A 21,712-nucleotide genomic window follows, 5' to 3' on the forward strand; every position below is an offset into this window, starting at 1 on the left:
TGTCGCCGTGCTGAAGGGATCGGGCACGGCGATTGCCGAGCCGGGCGGCCGCGTGTTCGTCAACCCGACCGGCAACGCCGCGCTCGCCACCGGCGGCACCGGCGACGTGCTTGGCGGCCTGATCGCCGCCTTCGCCGCGCAACGCATGCCGGCCTGCGAGGCCGCGCTGGCGGGCGTCTATCTGCACGGGCTGGCCGCCGACTGCCTGACCGCGCTCGGCCAGGGCCCGGCCGGCATGGCCGCCGGCGAACTCGCGCCGGCCGTGCGCCGGCTGCTGAACCGGCACTTTTATTCACGCGTCACGTCGCCGCGGGGGTGACGCCGCTATACTGGACATCTCTGCGCGCGACCCGTCGCGCGCGGCTTGCGTAGTCCGCCGGCACGCGGCGCCCGATGCGCGCCGCCCTCGCCTTCCGAGTCACGACCGTTTCCCCAGAACCGATATGACGCTGAATTCGCTCCCCGCTTGGCCTGCCCTCCAATCGCACTACGACGAGATCCGCAACGCGCAACTGCGCGACTGGTTCGCCCCCGCCAACGATCCCGCCCCGACGCGCGCCGAACGCTTCACGTTCGCGGGCGGCGGCCTGGCCATCGATTTTTCGAAGAACCGCATCACCGACGCCACGCTGACGCTGCTCGTGCAACTGGCGCGCGAAGCCGGCGTCGAAACGCGCCGCGACGCGATGTTCGCCGGCGAGGTGGTCAACCCCACCGAAGGCCGCGCGGCCCTGCACACGGCGCTGCGCGCGAGCGCGCCCGACGCGCCGTTCCACGCGCAGATCGCCGCCGAGCGCAAGAAGATGGCCGCGTTCGCCGAGCAGGTGCGCGACGGCCGCTGGACCGGCTACACCGGCAAGCGCGTGCGCCACGTGATCAACATCGGCATCGGCGGCTCGGACCTCGGCCCGAAGATGGTCGTCCATGCGCTCGATCACCTGGCCACCCGCGAGCTGTCGTGCGCGTTCGTGTCGAACGTCGACGGCGCCGACCTGTCGCGCGCGCTGGAGCATTGCAATCCGGAAGAGACGCTCGTGATCGTCGTCTCCAAGACCTTCACCACGCTCGAGACGATGACCAACGCGCGCTCGGCGCGCGATTGGCTGACCGCGCACGGCTGCCCGGAAAACGCGCTCGCCAAGCACTTCGTGGGCGTGTCGGCCAACCCCGAGGAAGTGGTCAAGTTCGGCATCGACGCGCACAACGTGTTCGAAATGTGGGATTGGGTCGGCGGCCGCTATTCGCTGTGGTCGGCCGTGGGCCTGTCGATCATGATCGCGATCGGGCCGCAACAGTTCGACGAACTGCTGGCCGGCGCCAACGAGATGGATCGCCATTTCCGCGAAGCCCCGCTCGAATCGAACCTGCCGGTGCTGCTGGGCCTGATCGGCATCTGGTATCGCAACTTCTTCGGCTCGCAGAGCTATCTCGTCGCGCCGTATTCGGAAGCGCTGCATTTCCTGCCGTCGTACCTGCAGCAGCTCGAAATGGAGAGCAACGGCAAGTCGGCGCGGCTCGACGGCGCGTTCGTCGATTACCCGACCTCCGCCGTCACCTGGGGCGAGCCGGGTACCAACGGTCAGCACGCGTTCTTCCAGATGCTGCACCAGGGCCCGACGATCGTGCCGATCGACTTCATCGCGGTGCTGACGCCCGAGCATCCGCTCGCCAGCCATCATCCGAAGCTGCTCGCCAACTGCTTCGCGCAGAGCGAGGCGCTGATGCTCGGCCGCACGCTCGACGAAGCGCGCAAGATCGCCGGCGACAAGCCCGAACTCGCGCCGCACCTGACGTTCCCCGGCAACCGGCCGACCTCGACGATCCTGGTGGACGCGCTGACGGCGCGCACGCTCGGCGCGCTGATCGCGCTCTACGAGCACAAGGTGCTGGTGCAGGCGTCGGTGTGGAACATCAACCCGTTCGACCAGTGGGGCGTGGAGCTCGGCAAGATTCTCGGCAAGGTGGTCGAGGCCGATCTGACCGCGGCCAGCATCGATCCGGCCAAGCACGATTCGTCGACCTCGGCGCTGATCGCGCGCGCGCGTGCGGCGCTCAAGCAGGGCTGAGGCGAGCCGAAGCAGCGCATCATGCGAAACGGCCGGTATCGACACATCGACACCGGCCGTTTTTGTTTGCAGCCCGCCGTCACATGCGGGCGACGCGCTCGCTCAGGTCGGGCTGGATTCGGTCGCCTCGGCGGCCACGATGCGTCCGCCGTCGAGCGTGATGGTCGCGCCGCAGCGGCGCGCGAGCACCGGATCGTGCGTGACGAGCACCAGCGTCGCGCCCTGCGCGCGGTTCAGTTCGAACATCAGATCGATGACCGCGTGGCCGGTGGCGGCGTCGAGGCTGCCGGTGGGCTCGTCGGCGAACAGGATCGCCGGATCGGTCACGAAGGCGCGCGCCAGCGCCACGCGCTGCTGCTCGCCGCCCGACAGCAGCTTCGGATAGTGCCCGGTGCGCGCGCCGAGCCCGACGCGATCGAGCAGGCGCCGCGCCCGTTCGGCCGCCTCGCGCGCCGAAATGCCGCCGCGCAGTTCGAGCGGCAGCATCACGTTTTCGAGCGCGGTCAGATGCGGCATCAACTGGAACGACTGGAACACGAAGCCCACGGCCCCGCTGCGCAGGGCCGCGCGCTGATCCTCGTTCAGGCCGTTCAGATCGCGGCCGAGCAGGCGAACCGTGCCGTCGGTCGCGCTGTCCAACCCGGCAAGCAGGCCCAGCAGGGTCGACTTGCCCGATCCCGATGCGCCGACGATCGCCACGCTGTTGCCGGCGTGCACGGTCAGGTCGATGCCGTCGAGGATCGTCAGTTCGCCGGCCGCATCGGCCACGCGCTTCGATACTTGTCGAACTTCAATGATCGGTTCCGTCATCTTTTGAGCATGAAGCACACACGTTCCTGGAAAAACGGCCTGCGCGCCGTCGTGATCGCCGTGGCTGCCACGGCTTCGCTGGCGGCCGTCGCCGCCCATGCGGCCAGCCCGGCGGCGAACGCCGCGCCTTCTGCCGCGGCCAAACCCAATATCGTCGTGCTCGGCGACAGCCTGTCCGCCGAATACGGCCTGCCGCGCGACACCGGCTGGGTGGCGCTGATGCGCGAGCGCATCGCGCAACAGCGGCTCGATTATAGCGTTGCGAACGCAAGCGTCAGCGGCGACACCACCAGCGGCGGACGCGCCCGCCTGCCCGCCCTGCTCGCGCGCCTGAAGCCCGCGATCGTGGTGGTCGAGCTCGGCGCGAACGACGCGCTGCGCGGCGTACCGATCGCCACCACCGAGCAGAACCTGCGCGCGATCATCGCGGGCGCACAGCAGGCGAAGGCCAAGGTGGTGCTGATCGGCATGTACGTGCCGCCGAATTACGGCCTCGATTACACGCAGAAGTTCCACGCGATGTACGGCACGCTCGCGAAGGAACTGCACCTGCCGCTGGTGCCGTTCCTGCTGGCCGGCATGGAAAACCAGCCCGACCAGTTCCAGGACGACCAGAAGCACCCGAACCAGGGCGCGCAGCCGAAGCTGCTCGACAATGTCTGGCCCGTCATGAAGCCGCTGCTCGGGCCCGGCGCGCACTGAGCATCGGCCGTGCCCCCATAAGCAAACAGCCCCGCTCGTTCACGAGCGGGGCTGTTTGTCGGGCGAAGCCTGAAGCGCGCTGGCTTGCTTGCGCGCCGATCAGTTGTCGTCGTTGTTGTTCGGGTTGCTGTTGTCGGCGATCGAGCCGTACAGCTTGACCTTCGAACGCGCGCGCAGCGCCTTCATGAACGCTTCGCTCTCGCTCTGCGCATAGACCTGCGCCAGTTGCTGCTGCGCGGCTTGCAGTTGCTTCGGATCCGGCGCCGGCGGCGCGATCACGGCGTTCACACGGAAGATCGCGTAGCCGCCGCCGTCGCCCAGGTCCACGCCGACATAGGCCGGCAGCGCCTTGTCGTCGGCCTTGTAGATCGCGGCCACGGCGTCGGGCGGCAGGCCTTGGGCCTGCGTGCGCGAAATCTTCTCGGCCGGCAGGAAGCCGTCGGTCGATTTCGATTTCTGCAGCGCCGCGAGCTTGTCCTTACCGTCCTGCTTGGCCAGCTTGGCGCTTTCCGCGGCGATGAACTTCTGGCGGACCTGATCCTTGATCGCGTCGAGCGCGGGCACCGTGGCCGGCTTGTCGGCCGTCACGCGCGCGGCGATCAGCGTGCTGTTGCCGACGTCGATCGCCTGCGTGTTGTTGCCGTTCTTGACCGCATCGGCGGCGAACACGGCAGCGAGGAACTTCGGATTGTTGAGCGGGCTGTCTGGCGGCAGTTGCGGGTTCGGCTGCGGCGTGACGGTGGCCGTCTGCACGGTCAGCTTGTACTTGTCGGCAGCGGGCTGCAGGCTCTTGGCCTTCTCGTAGACGAGCGACGTGAAGCCTTCCGAGTTATCCGTGAACGCCTTGGCCGCGAACTGCTGCTTCAGTTCGGTCGCGATGCTGTCCTTGACTTCGTCGAACGGCTTGACCGCGGCCGGCTTCACATCGGTGGCCTTCAGGATGTGGAAGCCGAGATCCGATTCCACCACGTTGCTGATCTCGCCCGACTTCAGCGCGAACGCCGCGTCGTCGAACGCCGGGCCGCCGGCCGTCGAGCCGCGCGTGACGTAGCCGAGATCGCCGCCCTTCGCGGCCGACGGGGCATCCTGCGAATTCTTCTCGGCGATCTGCGCGAATTGATCCGGGTGCGCCTTGACGTCGGCCAGCAGCTTGTCGGCCTTGGCCTTCGCGGCGGCCTTGTCGGCGGCGCTGGCGCTGCGCGGTGCCTCGATGAAGATGTGGCTCACGCGCACCTGGGCTTCGGTGCGGAAACGCGCGGCGTTGTCTTCGTAGAACTTGTGCAGATCGGCGTCGGACGGCTGCGCGTTCGCGCCCGCCGAAGCCGGCGTGAACACGAGGTACTGGATGGTGGCCGTCTCGGCCGTGGCGAACGACGCCTTGTGCGCATCGTAGTAGGCCGAGACTTGCGCGTCGGTCGGCTGCACCTTGCCCGCGTAGTCGGCCGGCTTCAGCACGATGGCCTGGATTTCACGCTGCTGCTGCGCGAGGTCGGTCAGGCGCCGCGCCACGCTCTTCGGCGTGAACGCGCTGTTGATCAGGTTTTCCGGCAGTTGGCTCTGCGAAAGCTGATAGCGGATCGATTCCTGATATTGGTCGGGCGTCATGCCCTGCATCGCGAGCAACTGCGTGTAGCGCTCGGCGTCGATCGTGCCGTCCGGCTTGCGCAGCGACGCGATGATCGGGTTCGACATCAGCGCCGTGCGCACCGCGCCGTCGGAAGCCGTCAGATGCAGGCGGCGCACTTCGTCGGTCAGCGCGCGCTGCTCGATCATGTTGTCGAGCAGTTGCTGGCGACGTTCGGGCGTATCGAAGGCTTTCGAATCGAAACGGGCGCCGAGCGTCTGGCGAGCCTGGTCGACCTGCTGCCGGTAGGCGCTGTCGAATTCGGCGCGCGTGATCTTGCGTCCATCGATCGAGGCCACGTTCGCGCTGTCGTCGAAGAAGTCGCGGAAACCCTGGACCCCGACGAACCCAAGCCCCGGCAACACGATCAGGAGCAGGAGAAACATCATCAGGCGCTGATGATTGCGGAAGAAATCGAGCATGCGTAAGCGGAGTGGCTGGACAAAACGACCGATATTACATCAGCGGCAAGAAAAAAAGCGAGAACGCGGCATGCGTGCGGCCAAGCGACCGGACGCGTTGCGCGTCCAGCAGACGTGCATTGCACGCGACCGGAAAAACAAAAAGCCTCGCGAGCGCGAACTCACGAGGCTTTTGTCTGAATCTGGCGGAGCGGACGGGGCTCGAACCCGCGACCCCCGGCGTGACAGGCCGGTATTCTAACCAACTGAACTACCGCTCCTTGAATCGGTGCTGCCGACAAGACCGCAAAACTGGTGGGTGCTGAGAGGCTCGAACTCCCGACCTACGCCTTGTAAGGGCGCCGCTCTACCAACTGAGCTAAGCACCCGTTTCGCGCTTGCCATCTGCTTGCCGAGGCTGCTTCCAACTGCGAAGGCATTCTCAAGCAGCAAGCCCACTACTTTAGCGCATCCTTCAGCGCTTTACCAGCCCTAAATTTCGCGACACGCGCCGCTTCGATTCGAATCGTCTCGCCGGTCTGCGGATTGCGCCCGTTGCGCGCAATCCGCTCGCCCACTTCGAACGTGCCGAAACCGGCCAGCGTGACGCTGCCGCCGCTTTCGAGCGCCTGCATGACGCCGCCGATCAGTGCGTCGAGCGCACGTCCGGCCGATGCCTTCGATAAATCCGCCTCGCGTGCGATGTGGTCGATCAAGTCTGTCTTATTCATGCCGTCCCCTTCGTGAGTGGTTCCGCCTCAGAACAGCCGCCCCGTGCCGGCCGTCGCCCGGTTCATGCCGGGTCGACCATTAAATGAAGCCGAAACCGGCCTGTCAAGCGGCAGAACCGAGACAGGGCAAGGGATCCCACAATCTGACGCATTTGCGATGATTTTCATCAGGACATAAAAAAACCCGCGATGGGTATCGCGGGTTTTTGCCGGCCGGGGGCTAGCCCGGCCGCAACCGATTCAAGGCATTTAGTGCTTCACGACTTCCGTCGAGGCATCCTTCGGCGCTTCGGCAACCGGCGCCGCGGCCTTTGCTTCTTCTTCCGGCAGTGCGCTCGGCAGACGTTCGAGCGCCAGCTCGAGCACCTTGTCGATCCAGCGGACCGGCACGATCTCGATCGCGTTCTTCACGTTGTCCGGAATGTCCGCGAGATCCTTCACGTTCTCTTCCGGAATCAGCACGAGCTTGATGCCGCCGCGATGCGCCGCCAGCAGCTTCTCCTTCAGCCCGCCGATCGGCAGCACTTCGCCGCGCAGCGTGATTTCGCCCGTCATGGCCACGTCGGCACGCACCGGAATACCGGTCAGCACCGACACCAGCGCGGTCGTCATCGCGATACCGGCGGACGGACCGTCCTTCGGCGTCGCGCCTTCCGGCACGTGGATGTGGATGTCCTGCTTCTCGAACGCCTCGTCCTTCACGCCGAGACGACGCGAACGCGAACGCACGACCGAGCGCGCGGCTTCCACCGATTCCTTCATGACGTCGCCGAGCGAGCCGGTGCGGATCACGTTGCCCTTGCCCGGCATCACGGCCGCTTCGATCGTCAGCAGATCGCCGCCCACTTCCGTCCAGGCGAGGCCCGTGACCTGGCCGACCTGGTTTTCCTTGGCGGCCAGACCGAAGTCGTACTTGCGCACGCCGAGGAACGTGTCGAGATTGCCGGCTTCGATCTTCACCGGGCTCGCCGCCTTCTTCAGCAGCAGCATCTTCACGACCTTGCGGCAGATCTTCGAGACTTCGCGCTCGAGCGAACGCACGCCGGCTTCACGGGTGTAGTAGCGAATGATGTCGCGGATCGCTTCTTCCGACACCGCGATTTCGCCGTCCTTCAGCCCGTTGTTCTTCTTCTGCTTCGGCAGCAGATAGCGTTGCGCGATGCTGACCTTCTCGTCTTCCGTGTAACCCGACAGACGGATCACTTCCATCCGGTCGAGCAGCGGCGGCGGGATGTTCAGCGAGTTCGACGTCGCCACGAACATCACGTCCGACAGGTCGAAATCGACTTCGACGTAGTGATCGGCGAACGTGTGGTTCTGCTCCGGATCGAGCACTTCGAGCAGCGCCGACGACGGATCGCCGCGGAAATCCATGCCCATCTTGTCGACTTCGTCGAGCAGGAAGAGCGGATTGCGCACGCCGACCTTGGTCAGGCTCTGCAGGATCTTGCCCGGCATGGAACCGATATAGGTACGGCGGTGGCCGCGGATCTCGGCTTCGTCACGCACGCCGCCGAGCGCCATGCGCACGAACTTGCGGTTCGTGGCGCGGGCGATCGACTGGCCGAGCGAGGTCTTGCCGACGCCCGGAGGCCCGACGAGGCACAGGATCGGCGCCTTGACCTTGTCGACGCGCTGTTGCACCGCGAGATACTCGAGGATCCGTTCCTTGACCTTTTCGAGGCCGAAGTGATCTTCGTCGAGCACCGATTCGGCGTTCGTCAGGTCGTTGTTGACCTTGCTCTTCTTGCGCCACGGCAGGCCGATCAGCGTGTCGATATAGTTGCGCACGACCGTGGCCTCGGCCGACATCGGCGACATCAGCTTGAGCTTCTTGAGCTCGGCGTCGGCCTTCTTCTTGGCTTCCTTCGGCATGCGCGCGGCGTTGATGCGCTTCTCGAGCTCCTCGAGATCGGCGCCTTCCTCGCCCTCGCCCAGTTCCTTCTGGATCGCCTTGACCTGCTCGTTCAGGTAGTACTCGCGCTGGCTCTTTTCCATCTGGCGCTTGACGCGGCCACGGATGCGCTTTTCGACCTGCAGGATGTCGATCTCGGCTTCGAGTTGCGCGAGCAGATGCTCGAGGCGCTCGATGACCGGGAACATTTCGAGGATGTGCTGCTTCTGGTCAAGCTTGAGCGGCAGATGCGCGGCGATCGTGTCGGCCAGGCGGCCGGCTTCGTCGATGCCCGACAGCGACGTCAGAATTTCCGGCGGGATCTTCTTGTTCAGCTTCACGTACTGGTCGAACTGCGACACGATGGCGCGACGGAGCGCTTCCGTTTCGGCGCTATCGGCGTGGTCGGGTTCGAGCGGCAGCACTTCGCACGAGAACTGGGTTTCCTGTTCTTCGATCGACAGCGCCTGCGCGCGTTGCAGGCCTTCGACGAGCACCTTCACGGTGCCGTCCGGCAGCTTCAGCATCTGCAGGATGTTGGCGATACAGCCGACCTCGTACATGTCCTTTTCGGTCGGTTCATCCTTGGCGGCGGTTTTCTGCGCGACGAGCATGATGTGCTTGCCGCCTTCCATCGCTGCTTCGAGGGCCTTGATCGACTTCGGTCGGCCCACGAACAGAGGAATCACCATATGCGGGAAAACGACGACATCTCGCAGCGGCAGCAGCGGGAGCGTAATGCGTTCCGGCGGGAGAAGTTGGGTGCCTGACATTTTCATTTCCCCATGAGTGGAATCAATTGTTCGGTAGTTGAGGCCGGCAGATTGGATTGCAAGCCTTCAGCGCGTGGGAAATATTCGGTAAAAAAGTCGCCGTTCGGAAGAAAGTCAGTGTTACCCACAAGACTAAACGAAAAAAGCCGTTCACGACGCCATGAACGGCTTTTTTGCTTCTTTCAGACAGTCAAGCCGATCAATTCGAACCCGCCACTTTTGGCGCGTCCTCGTAGATCAGGAGTGGTTTGCCGTCGCCGTCGATCACGTTGTCGTCGATGATGACCTTGCTCACGCCCTTGAGCGTCGGCAGTTCGTACATCACTTCGAGCAACGCCTGTTCGATGATCGAGCGCAAACCGCGCGCCCCGGTCTTGCGGCGGATGGCCTTGCGGGCCACGGCCTGCAGCGCATCGGGGCGCAGTTCCAGTTCCACGCGCTCCATCGCGAACAGCTTCTGGTATTGCTTGACCAGTGCGTTCTTCGGTTCGACGAGGATCGTCATCAGCGCTTCCTCGTCGAGCTTGCCAAGCGTGGCGACCACCGGCAGACGGCCGATCAGCTCGGGGATCAACCCGAATTTGATCAGATCCTCCGGTTCCGTTTCGCGCAGCACTTCGCCCGAATCGCGCTCCTGCTTGCTCTTCACCGACGCGCCGAAGCCGATGCCGGTTTTCTCGGTACGATCGGTGATGACCTTCTCGAGGCCGTCGAACGCGCCGCCGCAGATGAACAGGATGTTGGTCGTATCGACCTGGATGAAATCCTGGTTCGGATGCTTGCGCCCGCCCTGCGGCGGCACCGACGCCATCGTGCCTTCGACGAGCTTCAGCAGCGCCTGCTGCACGCCCTCGCCCGACACGTCGCGCGTGATCGACGGGTTGTCCGACTTGCGGCTGATCTTGTCGATTTCGTCGATGTAGACAATCCCGCGCTGCGCCTTGTCGACTTCGTAATTGCAGTTCTGCAGCAGCTTCTGGATGATGTTCTCGACGTCCTCGCCCACGTAGCCCGCTTCGGTCAGCGTGGTCGCGTCGGCGATCACGAACGGCACGTTCAGCAGGCGCGCGAGGGTTTGCGCGAGCAGCGTCTTGCCCGAGCCGGTGGGCCCGATCAGCAGGATGTTGCTCTTGGACAGCTCGACGTCGTCCTTCTTGTCGAGATGCTTGAGACGCTTGTAGTGGTTGTAGACGGCCACCGCGAGGATCTTCTTCGCGCGCTCCTGCCCGATCACGTACTGATCGAGGATCTCGCGAATTTCCTGCGGGCTCGGCAAGTCCGATTTCGACAGACTGGCTTCGACCCCGGATGCGGCTGCTTCGTCGCGAATGATCTCGTTGCAGAGGTCGATGCATTCATCGCAGATGAACACCGACGGGCCTGCGATGAGTTTCTTCACCTCATGCTGGCTTTTCCCGCAAAACGAGCAATACAACAGCTTTTCGCTGTTCGAACCTTTTTTGTCCGCCATGGATGTATGAGCCTCCGGACACACGAGTTACATAATACGCCGTTTGGCCGGCCGCCCATGACGCCGCCATGGGTATTGGCCAGCTGCGCTGGTCTTGCCGCAGATGCTCGAGACGCGGGGGCTGCCCCATATGGGGCGGCACCCCGTTTGCTGACTTACGGACGCTTTGCCGTGACGTGATCGATCAGGCCGTAGGCCTTTGCGTCGTCGCTGGACATGAAATTATCACGATCCGTGTCGCGCGCGATGCGCTCGACGTCCTGCCCGGTGTTCTCGGCCAGGATCTTGTTCAGGCGTTCGCGCAGATACAGGATTTCTCGCGCCTGAATTTCGATGTCCGACGCCTGACCGCGTGCGCCGCCGAGCGGCTGGTGAATCATCACGCGGGCGTTCGGCAGCGCATAGCGCTTGCCCTTCGCGCCCGACGACAGCAGGAACGCGCCCATGCTGGCCGCGAGGCCCATGCACAGCGTCGAGACGTCCGGCTTGATGAACTGCATCGTGTCGTAGATCGCCAGACCGGCCGACACCGAACCGCCGGGGCTGTTGATATACAGGCTGATGTCCTTGTCCGGATTCTCGCTTTCGAGGAACAGCAGCTGCGCGACCACGAGGTTGGCAGTCTGGTCGTTCACTTCGCCGACCATGAACACGATCCGCTCCTTGAGCAGACGCGAGTAGATGTCGTACGAACGCTCGCCGCGGCCGCTCGTCTCGACCACGATCGGCACAAGGCCGAGCGCCTTCGTCTCGAAATCCTGCGGAGCGTGGGAAGCCAGCGTATCCAGCAATTCAGCGCGATTGATCATGCAATGAGCCTTGTCCGAAATGAATATTGAACGGAAGAAAGCGCCGGTGGCGCGAAGCGATCGCGCCACCGGCCCGGACGCCGACGTAAAAACGGCGTGCGGGCCGTCGCTCCGACAGCCGGCACGCCGCTGAAACGACGCTTAAGCCTGCGCGGATGCGCTGGCCAGTGCCTCGAAGCTCACTTCCTTGTCCGTCACCTTCGCCTTGCCGAGCACGAAGTCGACGACGTTGCTTTCAACGACGAACGCTTCCATTTCGGCCAGGCGCTGCTGGTTCGAATAATACCAGCGGACCACTTCCTTCGGGTCTTCGTAGCTCTTGGCGAACTCGTCGACTTCGGCGCGGATCTGTTCCGGCTTCGCTTCCAGGCCGTTGGCCTTGACCAGCTCGGCGATCACCAGGCCCAGCTTGACGCGGCGCTCGGCCTGTTCCTTGAACATTTCGACCGGGATCGGTGCGGTTTCGGCGTTCGGCACGCCGCGTTGCGCCAGATCCTGACGAGCCATTTCGACCAGGCGCTGCTGATCCTGCTCGACCAGTGCGTTCGGCACGTCGAGTTCCGAGATCTTCAGGACGGCGTCCATGACCTGGTTCTTGACGAGCGATTGCGTGCGGCGCTTGGCTTCGCGTTCGAGGTTTTCCTTGATCTCGTTGCGCATCTTGGCGGTATCGCCGTCTTCGATGCCGAGCGTCTTGGCGAACTCGCCGTCGATTTCCGGCAGATGCGGCCATTCGACCTGCTTCAGCGTGACCGTGAACTTCGCGGTTTTGCCGGCGACGTCCTTGCCGTGGTAATCCTCGGGGAACGACAGATCGAATTCGCGCGCTTCACCGACCGTCAGGCCCAGCGTGGCCTGTTCGAATTCCGGCAGCATGCGGCCTTCGCCGAGCACGAACGGGAAATCTTCGGCCGTGCCGCCCGGGAACGCGACGTCGTCGATCTTGCCGACGAAGTCGACCGTCACGCGGTCGCCGTTCTGGGCTGCCTTCTCGGCACCGCCGTCGCCGTGCTCGCCGGCTTCGCCGCGCGCATGGAAGTGGACGCGCTGCTTGCGCAGGATGTCCAGCGTGCGATCGATTTCGGCGTCGCCGATGGTGGTGGTCGAGCGCTCGACTTCAGCCGTCGCCAGATCGCCGATCGTGACTTCCGGGTAGACCTCGAACGTCGCGTCGAACGCGTAAGCGTCGGCCGCGGCTTCCGCCTTCGGTGCGAAGCTCGGCTGGCCGGCCACGCGCAGGTTTTCCGCGCGGCTGACTTCGAAGAACTCCTGGCCGATCTTGTCGCTCAGCACTTCGGCCTCGACCTGGCCCGCGTATTGTTGCGCGACCATCTTGAGCGGCACCTTGCCCGGGCGGAAGCCCGGCATGCGCACGTTCTTCGCGAGTTTCTGAATACGGGCGTCGATCTCCTTCTGCACGACTTCCTTCGGCAGGGAGATCGTCACACGGCGTTCAAGCTTGCCGAGGTTTTCAACAACGTTAGCCATGGCTTCAATCGTCCTAAAATTATTCGAGCGAATCGGGTTTCCTTGCCGCGCCTGCCTCGCGACGCTCGTGCATCGCGCGCCGCCGTTTCTCGTTCGTCGGCGCCGCGCTGAAAGTGCGACGCCTGCGGCATGAAAAGCACGGCTTTGGCCGGAAGAATCGACTATTCTAGCAAACTATTTTCCCCATACCTGCCTGATTGCTGCGCCGTGAACCTGCCGGCGGCGCCCGCCCGCGCACGGCCCGGCGTACGTTGCCACGCACTTCCCGCTCCCGGCGCGCCGATTCCGTCCATACCGCCCCGCCTATTCGCCGCGCGCCGCCGGCCTGTTAAGCTCGCGTTTCCGTCCTGACCGGCGGCTTGCGCGCCGAGGTTCGGCCGCCGCCGGGACACCCTTGCCGCACCCACTCAAATCACCACCGGAGACACCATGCAGCCCTTCCCGTCCGCGCCTGTCATCGTCATCGCGCCCGATTCCTTCAAGGGATCGTTGTCCGCGCAGCAGGTTTCGGACGCGATCGCGGCCGGCGTCCTGCGCGCGCGCGCCGATGCCGAGGTGCGCTCGTGCCCGATGGCCGACGGCGGCGAAGGCACGCTCGACGCGATGCTCGCGCACGGCGGCGCGCGCCGCACGCTCGCCGTGAAGGGCGCGTCGCTCGCCCCGCGCGAGAGCGCGGCGGGCCTGGTGGACACGCACACGGCGATCGTCGAGACGGCGGAAATCGTCGGCATCACCGATCCGGTCGGCATGGCCGTGCCGGTGGAAACGCGCAGCACGCGCGGCATGGGCGAGGCGATCCGCCAGTTGCTCGACGGCGGCGTGCGCACGTTCTTCGTCGCCCTGGGCGGCAGCAGCACCAACGACGCCGGCGCGGGCCTGCTGGCCGCGCTGGGCCTGCGCGCGCTCGACGCCGAAGGCCGCGAGATCGAACCCACCCCGGAGCGGCTCGCCGACATCGCCCGACTCGATGCCTCGGGCCTCGATCCGCGCCTGGCGGAAACGGAATTCGTCGGCATGTCCGACGTCGACAACCCGCTGACCGGCGATCACGGCGCCACGGCGATCTTCGGGCCGCAAAAGGGCGTGCGCCCGGATCAGGTCGCGCAACTCGATGCGGCGCTCGCGCATTACGCCGATCTGGCCGAAGCAGCGCTCGGCCGTCAGGCACGGGAATTGCCCGGCGCGGGCGCGGCGGGCGGCCTCGGCTTCGCGCTGCACCTGCTCGGCGCGCGCTTCGAGGCGGGCGCCGAGGTGGTCGCGCGCCAGATCGGGCTCGATGCGGCCCTCGACGGCGCGCACTGGCTGATCACCGGCGAAGGCCGCTCCGACGGCCAGACGCTGCACGGCAAGGCGCCGTTCATCGCGTGCCGCCACGCGGCGGCGGCCGGCGTGCCGGCCACCCTGCTGTCGGGCGGCGTGGATTCGGCCGCGCTGCCCCAACTATCGGAACATTTCGACGGCTGCTTTTCCCCCGCGCCGGGGCCGATTACGCTCGAGATCGCGATCCGCGATGCCGCGCGCCTGCTCGAAAACGAAGCCGAGCAACTGACCCGGTTGCGCTTCGGCCGGATCGCCGCGCCGTCGTCGCCCCGTTGACCGCGCGCGGCGATCCGGGAACAATCGGGCCGCCGCCCTATCTCCAGGAACCGCCATGAAAGGCAGTCAAGCCGGACTCGACCAGTTTCTGACCCAGCGTCTGCATACGCTGAACAAGCTCACCGATCGCGCGATCGGCGAACTGTACCGGGACAAGCTCGGCATCACGCTGCCCGAAGCCCGCGTGATCACCTCGGTCGGGGCATTCGGGCCGTTCTCGATCATGGAACTCGCGCGCAGCACGCATCTCGACAAGAGTCAGGCGAGCCGCGCCGCCGAAGCGCTGATCAACCAGGGCCTGCTGACGCGCACCACCAGCGACGCAGACGGCCGCGTGGTGGTGATCGGCCTGACGCGCGAGGGCGCGGCGCTGAACCGCCGGATCATGACGCTGGCGCGGCGCTGGAACGCCGAGCTGGCCGAGCGCCTGACCGACAGCGAGCACGCCGCGCTCGAACGCGCGCTCGACAAGCTGATCGCCAGCACGCGCGAACGCATCGAGTAGCCGTCGCGCGCGTTTCGAAAAGCCGGCGCCCGCAGCCGGCTGTCTTGCATTGGGCGCACGCCCTGCCCACCGCAAGGCCTCGCGATACCTATAGGCCGCTATTGTGCGCACGCTGGCGCAGCAGGCCGAGCACGGCGTCGCAGAACGGCGTCGGCACGCCGAGCGCGCGGCCCAGTTCCGGGAAAACACCAAGGATCGGCGCGATTTCCAGCGGCCGTCCCGCCTCGAAATCCTGCAGCATCGACGTGCGGAACGCGCCGAGCCGGCGCGTCACGGCCGTGCGCTCGACGCTGCTCATGCCGGTCGACAGGCCCAGCCGTTCGCCCACCGCCGCCGCCTCGTCCATCATGCGCAGCGCCAGCGCGTGCGTGTCCGGATCGTCGAGCAGCGCCGATGTGGTGGAGCCGGTCAGCGCGCTGAGCGGGTTCATGTTCATGTTGCCCCACAGCTTGGCCCAGATCTGCGTGCGGATGTCCGCGGTGGTGTCGGCCTCGAACCCGCCCGCGGCCAGCGCCGCGGCAAACGCCTCGGCCTGCGGCGCCAGCGCCGCGCCGGGCGCACCGACGATCAGCCGGTTGCCGGCCACACGCCGCACCACGCCGGGCGCCTCGGTAGCCGACGACAGATGCACCACGCAACCGATCGAACGCGCCGGCGGCAACGCGGCCGCGATCGCGCCGCCCGGATCGACCGAATCGAGCGACCGGCCGTCGAGCGCGCCGCCGATGCCGTGCAGGAACCACCATGGCAGGCCGTTCATGGCCGCGACGATCGTGGTATGGGGGCCGACCAGCGGCGCGAGTTGCGCGGCGAGCGCCGGCAACGCCTGCGCCTTCAACGCGATCACCACGTAATCCTGTACGCCGAGCGCGTGCGGATCGTCGCTGGCGGCGAGCGGCGTGCGGCTCGTCACGCCGAGATCGTCGACGACCGTCAGGCCGCCGGCGCGCAACGCGGCGAGCGTCTGCCCGCGCGCCAGCGCCGACACCGCCCACCCCGCCTGCGACAGCGCCGCCGCCAGCAAGCCGCCGATCGCGCCCGGGCCGACGATCGCGGCCCGTACCGGTGATGCATTCATGCGTACGCCTCCCAAGAATTCGATGCCGTCCGAAGGGCATGCGCGCCGCGCGATCCGCGATGCACCGGCATGCACCTGTCGAAAACCTTTTGTTACATGGTTGCACGCGCAACCGTCCGGCCATGAAAAGACACAAGCGGTTACGCCCCGGAGCGCCAGCCGGGGCGGCTCTCCGGCCGATTTCGGGCACGAAAAATCCCGTCGTCGGTAACAAAACGTGAGCGCCGGCGGCGGGGCAAACGCACTAGAAAGCCCCGTGCATTTGGCCCTGTTGGCGGCCACGGCGCCACCGTATTCTGACCGAACTGCCACTTCCATTGAGGAGACAGGCGATGCAGCACTTACATACGACGCCCGATCCGCAACCGATCGCGCCGCAACCGATTCCGGGCGATCCGTTGCCCGGCCAGGATTTACCGGGCAAGCCGCAGCCGGACGTGCCGGTGCCGCCGCCGGGCCTGCCGCCCGTGACGCCGATTCCCGATCCGCCGCGCGCTTGACGCGCATTCATCCACCCAACCCGTCATTGACGACACCACTCTACGGAGAACGACACCATGAACAAGATGAACAAGATCACCATCCCGTCGCTGCTTGCCGTGAGCGCTGCCCTGTTGCTCGGTACGGTCGGCATGCCCGCCGCCTACGCGCAAACCACGGACGCCAACGGTGCCGCGATGAAGTCGGATCAGCCCGTGACCGACACCTGGATCACCACCAAGGTGAAGGCCGAACTGGCCAGCACCAAGGGCGTCAAGAGCACCGAGATCGGCGTGAAGACGGTCGACGGCACCGTGACGCTGACCGGCGTGCTGCCGTCGTCGACGGCCGTCAAGAAGGCCGTGGCCGTCACCAAGTCGATCAAGGGCGTGAAGAGCGTCGACGATTCGGGCCTGAAGTCGAAGGGCTAACGCGCGACGCGTGCGTTCGGGGCGCCGCCCGGCGCGGCGCCCATTCCCCAACACACCGGGAGGACATCATGAACGAAGACAAGATCAAGGGCCAATGGAAGCAACTGGCCGGCAAGCTGAAGGCCAAGTGGGGCAAGCTGACCGACGACGACCTGAAGGTGCTCGACGGTAACCGCGAGTACCTGGCCGGCCGCATTCAGGAGCGTTACGGCATCGCCCGCGACGAAGTCGACAAGCAACTGCACGACTTCGACCGCACGCTCTGACCGACAACCGCGGCGCGTCACCTTCGTGCGTGCGCGCTGCGCCCACGCAAGGAGGCCGACATGGGTAAGTATCTGATTGCCTGGCTGCTTGGCGTGCCGATCGGACTATTGATCGTGATCTATCTGATCGCGCACATTCTCTGATTCAGAAGCTGGATTGCGCAAGGCGCGGTGTACTGGCGGTTCGCCGGTGCGCCGCGCATCTTTTTGCGTGTCCGCCTCGCTTTTCTCCCCCCGCCCCGCTCCCGCTACAGATTCGTTTCCGGCAACCAGACGATGGTGGCCCGCACCGTTTCGCCCGGCGCCAGCACGCAGCCGCCGCGCGCCGCGGCCGGCGCGTCGAGGTTGATCCAATCGGTGGTGTTGCTGACCGGCTCGGCGCAGAACACCGGCTCGCCGGGCGGCGAATACAGCACGAAACAATCGAGCGGCGCCTCGGCGCGCATCGTCAGGCGGCGGCGCTCGTCGGGCCAGTCGATCACGGCCTCGCGCTCCCATCCCGTGAAATTGTTGTCGAGCGCGAGCGCGTCGACGGCCACGCCCTGCGCGAGCGCGTCGACGGCCGGATGCGCGTCGAGCGACACCGGCAGCAGATCGGCGTCGCTCCGCCACATCGCGGCCACGCGCGTGCGCAGCCGCGTATGCGCGCCGCGCGGGTAATACGGGTGATGGCCGAAGCCGAACGGCATCGACCGGCTGTCGAGATTGCGCGCGGCGATCTCGAGCGACAGCGCGCCGTCCGCGCGCAATTCGATGCGTTGCGTGGCCGCATAGCGGAACGGCCAGCCGGGGTTGGCCGCCGTGCCGGCGTCGGCGGCCGGTTCGTAATCCAGGCGCAGCTCGACCGACGCCTCGCCGCGCGCCGCCACCTGCCACGGCAGGCGCCACCCATGGCCGTGCAGCGCATGGCGCAGCGCGCCCTCGCCCATCGGCACATGCCAGTCGCGGCCGTCGAACCGGAACCGCCCGTCGCGGATCCGGTTGCAATACGGAAATAGCGGGAAACTCGCCATCCGCAACGGATCGGCGGCGTCGAGCGCGTCGCGCCCGGCCGGACGCAGCCAGTGCACCGGCCCGTGCGGCGTGGCGTCGTAGAACGCCGCCAGCGATCCGCCCAATTCGGGCGCGACCACCACGCGGCGCACGCCGTCGCGCAACACCACCAGCGCGCGATCGCCGAGGATCGGGAGATCGGGATCGAGACCGGAATCGGCCGGCCCGGCGGCAGGCTGCGCGGGCCCCTGGGCCTGCGACTGGCGGGAGGAAGACGGCGTGGCGGGACGGCAGTTCAAGACAATCGCTCCCATGACGATAGCGGCGGGTTCGCGGGGTATTTCCCGCCAGCGTCGCATAGCCATTGCATTTTCGTCAATTTATTACTAATAATTCATTCATCGCCGATGCGATCGCCGCATCGCGCACCGCTCCCGGTTTCGGCATTCGAATGAAAAAATCCATGCAGCGCCGTCCCACCATGACGGACATCGCCAAGATCACCGGCGTCTCGCAATCGACCGTCTCGCTCGTGCTGAACGGCGCGGTCGGCGCAAAGTTCTCCGACGACACGCGCCAGCGCGTGCTGAAAACGGCCGAGGAACTCGGCTACCAGTTGCCGACCCGCGCCAGCGCGCCGGCCGCGCCCGGCGAGCGCAACCAGATCGTCTATATCGCCGACGAAATCTCCACCAGCCCGCATCCCGTCGTCAGCATCGACGGCGCGCGCGACGCCGCCTGGAACAACGGCTGCCTGCTGGCCGTGTACTCCACGCACGGCAACGCCGAGATCGAGCAGCGCGTGCTGCAGCAGGCGCTGTCGAGCGAATCGGTGCTCGGCGTGATCTACGCGACCGTCTACACGCGCAAGGTGACGGTGCCGGCCGCGCTGCTGAAGGTGCCCACGGTGCTGCTGAACTGCTATTGCAACGAGCGGCCGCTGTCGTCGGTGGTGCCGTCGGAGGTCACGGGCGGCCACACCGCCACCGAATTCCTGACCGCCTCGGGCCATCGCCGGATCGGCTTCATCAACGGCGAAACCTGGCAGGACGCGGCCAAGGATCGCCTCAAGGGCTATCGCCAGGCGCTCGCCACGGCCGACCTGCTGTTCGACACGAACCTGGTGCGCGACGGCGACTGGAGCTCGGGCAAGGGCTTCGAGCACACGCTGTCGCTGATGCGCGAGCCGAACCCGCCCACCGCGATCTTCTGCGCCAACGACCTGACCGCGATCGGCGCGATCGAAGCGCTCAAGCAACTCGGCCTGCGGGTGCCCGAGGATGTCTCGGTGATGGGTTACGACGATCAGGAAATCGCCCGGCACACCCACCCGCCGCTCACCACGGTGCTGCTGCCGAACTACGAGCTGGGCCGCTGGGCCGTGGAAACGCTGCTGCAGGAACACGAGAACCGCGATGCGGGCGCACCGTTCCGGCACCGCACGATCAAGCTCGACGGCCCGCTGATCGAACGCGGCTCGGTGTGCCCGCCGGCCGGCGCTTCGCGCGGATCACACGGCAAGGCCGACGGTCATGAAACCGCCGCCGTATCCGGGGATACCCGAAGTAATATTTTTAATTCATGACTGTTAATATTAATTGAATCCCCTGCGCTCGGGGTTCGTGCCGGACCGGTTCCGGCCATCAGGCGCGCCAGCAGCACCTCGTCGTGAAACGTGTAGGGCCCACAACAAACGGAGACAAGCATGGCAACAGCATCGCTGCATCGCAACCTCGTCACGATCGCCCTGTGCGTGGCCGGCGCCTGGTCGGGCGCCGCGCTCGCACAGGACACCGCCGCGCAGAAGGTCGGCAACGCCTCGAGCGAAACCTGCACGAACCCGAAGCCGGGCAGCGTCCAGCTCAAGGATCTGGTGGTGGGCTTCTCGCAGTCGGAAAATGAACAGAACCCGTTCCGCGCCACCGAAACCGCCTCGGTGCGCGCCGCCGCCAAGGCCGCCGGCGTCAAGCGCCTGCTCTACACGAACGCGAACAACAATCCGGCCAAGCAGGTGTCGGACATCGAAAGCATGATCAACCAGGGCGCGCAGGCCCTGATCGTCGCGCCGAACAACTCCACGGGCCTCCAGCCGGCGTTCGCGCAGGCCAAGGCCAAGGGCATTCCGGTGGTCACGATCGACCGCCAGACGGCCGGCACCAATTGCGAGGACTTCATCACGTTCCTCGGCTCCGACTTCTTCGATCAGGGCAAGCGCGCCGCGCAGGCGCTGGCCGCCGCCACCGGCGGCAAGGCCGTGATCGCCGAGATCCAGGGCGGCTACGGCAACACGGTCGAAAGCCAGCGTACCGACGGCTTCGCCGAAGGCCTCAAGGCATTTCCGAACATGAAGATCGCCGCGGCGCAAACGGCCAACTGGTCGACCACCGAGGCGCAGAAGGTGATGGAGCAGATCCTGCTCTCGCATCCCGACGTCAACGCCGTCTACACCCACGCCGACGTGATGACGCTCGGCGCGATCACGGCGCTGCGCCAGGCCGGCAAGCTCAAGGGCGTGACCATCGTGTCGATCGACGGCACCAAGGACGTGGTGCGCGACATCTCGGCCGGCATCGTGGCCGCCGACGTCGAAACCAACCCGCGCTTCGGCCCGCTCGCGATGCAGTCGCTCGCCGACTGGTTCGCCGGCAAGCCGGTCGCGCAGAAGCAGATCATGAAGGACGCGCTCTACGACAAGAGCAACGCGAAGAAGTCGCTCGACGCGGGTTCGGTGTACTGAGCCCGCCCGCCACGCCCGCACCCCGCCCCGGAGGCCGCACGATGAACGATCCGGCAGCACGCGATACGAACCGCGACGGGCGCGATGCGCCCGGCCGGATCGTGCTCGAGACGCGCAACGCGTCGAAAACCTTCGGCGTGGTGCGCGCGCTGCGCGACGTCTCGCTGACGTTGCGCGCCGGCGAGGTGCACGGCCTGATCGGCGAGAACGGCGCCGGCAAATCCACGCTGATCAAGATCCTGACCGGCTTCCACCCGCTCGACGAGGGCGCCGTGCATCTCGACGGCGAGCCGGTGGCGTTCGCCTCGCCGCGCGACGCGCAGCGCCTCGGCGTGAGCGCCGTCTATCAGGAAATCAATCTGATTCCCGAGCGCAGCGTGGCCGAGAACATCTTCATCGGTCACGAGCCGCGGCGTTTCGGGCTCCTGATCGATCGGCGCGCCATGAACGCGAAGGCCGGCGAGATCCTGCGGCGTTATGGGCTCGACGTCGATCCGGCGGCGCGGCTCAGCGCGCTCGGCCTCGGCGAGCAGCAGATGGTGTCGATCGCGCGCGGCGTGTCGCTCGGCGCGCGCGTGCTGATTCTCGACGAGCCGACCTCGGCGCTGTCCGGCGCGGAGGTCGAGGTGCTGTTCGGCGTGGTGGATCGCCTGCGCGCCGACGGCATCGCGCTGCTGTTCGTCAGCCACCGGCTGTCCGAGTGCTACCGGCTCTGCGACCGCTTCACGGTGATGCGCGACGGCGCGATCGTGAAGACCGGCACGCCCGACGAGCTGCCGCGCGCGGCGCTGATCGCCGCGATGCTCGGCCGCGACAACAAGGGCCACGGCGGGCGCGTCGAACGGCCCGCGGCCGCC

Annotated in this window: 20 protein-coding genes and 2 tRNA genes; 11 read left to right on the plus strand and 11 right to left on the minus strand. The window is 66.3% G+C overall.

Annotated features, from left to right (window positions below; translation table 11 throughout):
• Positions 1 to 319: NAD(P)H-hydrate dehydratase (locus G3N92_RS15950; RefSeq protein WP_277396176.1), on the plus strand; the 319-nt coding region annotated here is incomplete at its 5' end.
• A gap of 124 nt (positions 320 to 443) precedes the next feature.
• Positions 444 to 2,066 carry a glucose-6-phosphate isomerase gene (gene pgi, locus G3N92_RS15955; RefSeq protein WP_206128502.1) on the plus strand — a complete coding sequence of 541 codons (1,623 nt, stop codon included), beginning with the start codon at positions 444 to 446 and terminating at the stop codon, positions 2,064 to 2,066.
• A gap of 102 nt (positions 2,067 to 2,168) precedes the next feature.
• Here pgi and G3N92_RS15960 read toward each other — a convergent pair whose 3' ends face one another.
• On the minus strand, positions 2,169 to 2,876 hold the full coding sequence (locus G3N92_RS15960; RefSeq protein ID WP_206128503.1) for an ABC transporter ATP-binding protein: 708 nt from the start codon (positions 2,874 to 2,876) through the stop codon (positions 2,169 to 2,171).
• A gap of 9 nt (positions 2,877 to 2,885) precedes the next feature.
• Between G3N92_RS15960 and G3N92_RS15965 the strand changes: the two genes are divergently transcribed.
• Positions 2,886 to 3,578 carry an arylesterase gene (locus tag G3N92_RS15965; protein WP_206128504.1) on the plus strand — a complete coding sequence of 231 codons (693 nt, stop codon included), beginning with the start codon at positions 2,886 to 2,888 and terminating at the stop codon, positions 3,576 to 3,578.
• A 99-nt stretch (positions 3,579 to 3,677) separates the two neighbouring features.
• Here G3N92_RS15965 and G3N92_RS15970 read toward each other — a convergent pair whose 3' ends face one another.
• The 8 genes from G3N92_RS15970 to tig all read right to left on the minus strand — a co-directional run bounded on the left by G3N92_RS15970 (position 3,678) and on the right by tig (position 12,769).
• Complete coding sequence (locus G3N92_RS15970; RefSeq protein WP_206128505.1) at positions 3,678 to 5,624, minus strand: SurA N-terminal domain-containing protein; 1,947 nt, start codon at positions 5,622 to 5,624, stop codon at positions 3,678 to 3,680.
• A 183-nt stretch (positions 5,625 to 5,807) separates the two neighbouring features.
• A tRNA-Asp gene (locus tag G3N92_RS15975) sits at positions 5,808 to 5,884 on the minus strand.
• A 32-nt stretch (positions 5,885 to 5,916) separates the two neighbouring features.
• Positions 5,917 to 5,992 (minus strand) — tRNA-Val (locus tag G3N92_RS15980).
• A gap of 69 nt (positions 5,993 to 6,061) precedes the next feature.
• Complete coding sequence (locus G3N92_RS15985) at positions 6,062 to 6,334, minus strand: HU family DNA-binding protein (protein ID WP_206128506.1); 273 nt, start codon at positions 6,332 to 6,334, stop codon at positions 6,062 to 6,064.
• A 249-nt stretch (positions 6,335 to 6,583) separates the two neighbouring features.
• Complete coding sequence (lon, locus tag G3N92_RS15990; RefSeq protein WP_206128507.1) at positions 6,584 to 9,001, minus strand: endopeptidase La; 2,418 nt, start codon at positions 8,999 to 9,001, stop codon at positions 6,584 to 6,586.
• A 199-nt stretch (positions 9,002 to 9,200) separates the two neighbouring features.
• Positions 9,201 to 10,472 carry an ATP-dependent Clp protease ATP-binding subunit ClpX gene (gene clpX / locus G3N92_RS15995; RefSeq protein WP_206128508.1) on the minus strand — a complete coding sequence of 424 codons (1,272 nt, stop codon included), beginning with the start codon at positions 10,470 to 10,472 and terminating at the stop codon, positions 9,201 to 9,203.
• Between the two features lie 155 nt (positions 10,473 to 10,627).
• Positions 10,628 to 11,281 carry an ATP-dependent Clp endopeptidase proteolytic subunit ClpP gene (clpP, locus tag G3N92_RS16000; RefSeq protein WP_206128509.1) on the minus strand — a complete coding sequence of 218 codons (654 nt, stop codon included), beginning with the start codon at positions 11,279 to 11,281 and terminating at the stop codon, positions 10,628 to 10,630.
• 141 nt (positions 11,282 to 11,422) lie between these two features.
• Positions 11,423 to 12,769 carry a trigger factor gene (gene tig, locus G3N92_RS16005; protein ID WP_206128510.1) on the minus strand — a complete coding sequence of 449 codons (1,347 nt, stop codon included), beginning with the start codon at positions 12,767 to 12,769 and terminating at the stop codon, positions 11,423 to 11,425.
• Positions 12,770 to 13,198: 429 nt separating this feature from the next.
• On the opposite strand from tig, the gene G3N92_RS16010 reads away from it, so the two are divergent.
• Positions 13,199 to 14,365 carry a glycerate kinase gene (locus G3N92_RS16010; RefSeq protein WP_206128511.1) on the plus strand — a complete coding sequence of 389 codons (1,167 nt, stop codon included), beginning with the start codon at positions 13,199 to 13,201 and terminating at the stop codon, positions 14,363 to 14,365.
• A gap of 55 nt (positions 14,366 to 14,420) precedes the next feature.
• Positions 14,421 to 14,870 carry a MarR family transcriptional regulator gene (locus G3N92_RS16015; protein WP_206128512.1) on the plus strand — a complete coding sequence of 150 codons (450 nt, stop codon included), beginning with the start codon at positions 14,421 to 14,423 and terminating at the stop codon, positions 14,868 to 14,870.
• 88 nt (positions 14,871 to 14,958) lie between these two features.
• Here G3N92_RS16015 and G3N92_RS16020 read toward each other — a convergent pair whose 3' ends face one another.
• Complete coding sequence (locus tag G3N92_RS16020; RefSeq protein WP_206128513.1) at positions 14,959 to 15,948, minus strand: 2-dehydropantoate 2-reductase; 990 nt, start codon at positions 15,946 to 15,948, stop codon at positions 14,959 to 14,961.
• Between the two features lie 332 nt (positions 15,949 to 16,280).
• On the opposite strand from G3N92_RS16020, the gene G3N92_RS16025 reads away from it, so the two are divergent.
• The 3 genes from G3N92_RS16025 to G3N92_RS16035 all read left to right on the plus strand — a co-directional run bounded on the left by G3N92_RS16025 (position 16,281) and on the right by G3N92_RS16035 (position 17,125).
• Entirely contained in the window at positions 16,281 to 16,448 is a 168-nt protein-coding gene (locus tag G3N92_RS16025; protein WP_206128514.1) for a hypothetical protein, read from the plus strand.
• Positions 16,449 to 16,505: 57 nt separating this feature from the next.
• Positions 16,506 to 16,859, plus strand: coding sequence for a BON domain-containing protein (locus G3N92_RS16030; RefSeq protein WP_241014817.1), 354 nt, complete (start codon positions 16,506 to 16,508; stop codon positions 16,857 to 16,859).
• 68 nt (positions 16,860 to 16,927) lie between these two features.
• A complete protein-coding gene (locus G3N92_RS16035) occupies positions 16,928 to 17,125 on the plus strand; it encodes a CsbD family protein (RefSeq protein ID WP_206128515.1) in 198 nt (65 codons plus the stop codon).
• Between the two features lie 248 nt (positions 17,126 to 17,373).
• Here G3N92_RS16035 and G3N92_RS16040 read toward each other — a convergent pair whose 3' ends face one another.
• Positions 17,374 to 18,417, minus strand: coding sequence for an aldose 1-epimerase (locus tag G3N92_RS16040; RefSeq protein ID WP_339385925.1), 1,044 nt, complete (start codon positions 18,415 to 18,417; stop codon positions 17,374 to 17,376).
• A 152-nt stretch (positions 18,418 to 18,569) separates the two neighbouring features.
• On the opposite strand from G3N92_RS16040, the gene G3N92_RS16045 reads away from it, so the two are divergent.
• From G3N92_RS16045 to G3N92_RS16055, 3 genes are all read left to right on the plus strand, one after another.
• Positions 18,570 to 19,703 carry a LacI family DNA-binding transcriptional regulator gene (locus G3N92_RS16045; protein ID WP_206128517.1) on the plus strand — a complete coding sequence of 378 codons (1,134 nt, stop codon included), beginning with the start codon at positions 18,570 to 18,572 and terminating at the stop codon, positions 19,701 to 19,703.
• A gap of 120 nt (positions 19,704 to 19,823) precedes the next feature.
• The gene (locus G3N92_RS16050; RefSeq protein ID WP_206128518.1) at positions 19,824 to 20,855 is read left to right on the plus strand and encodes an ABC transporter substrate-binding protein; all 1,032 of its coding nucleotides are present in this window, start codon (positions 19,824 to 19,826) and stop codon (positions 20,853 to 20,855) included.
• 41 nt (positions 20,856 to 20,896) lie between these two features.
• The coding region (locus G3N92_RS16055; RefSeq protein ID WP_206128519.1) for an ATP-binding cassette domain-containing protein at positions 20,897 to 21,712 on the plus strand (816 nt) is incomplete at its 3' end.

Source organism: Burkholderia sp. Ac-20379 (genome assembly GCF_017104645.1).
Classification (GTDB): domain Bacteria; phylum Pseudomonadota; class Gammaproteobacteria; order Burkholderiales; family Burkholderiaceae; genus Burkholderia.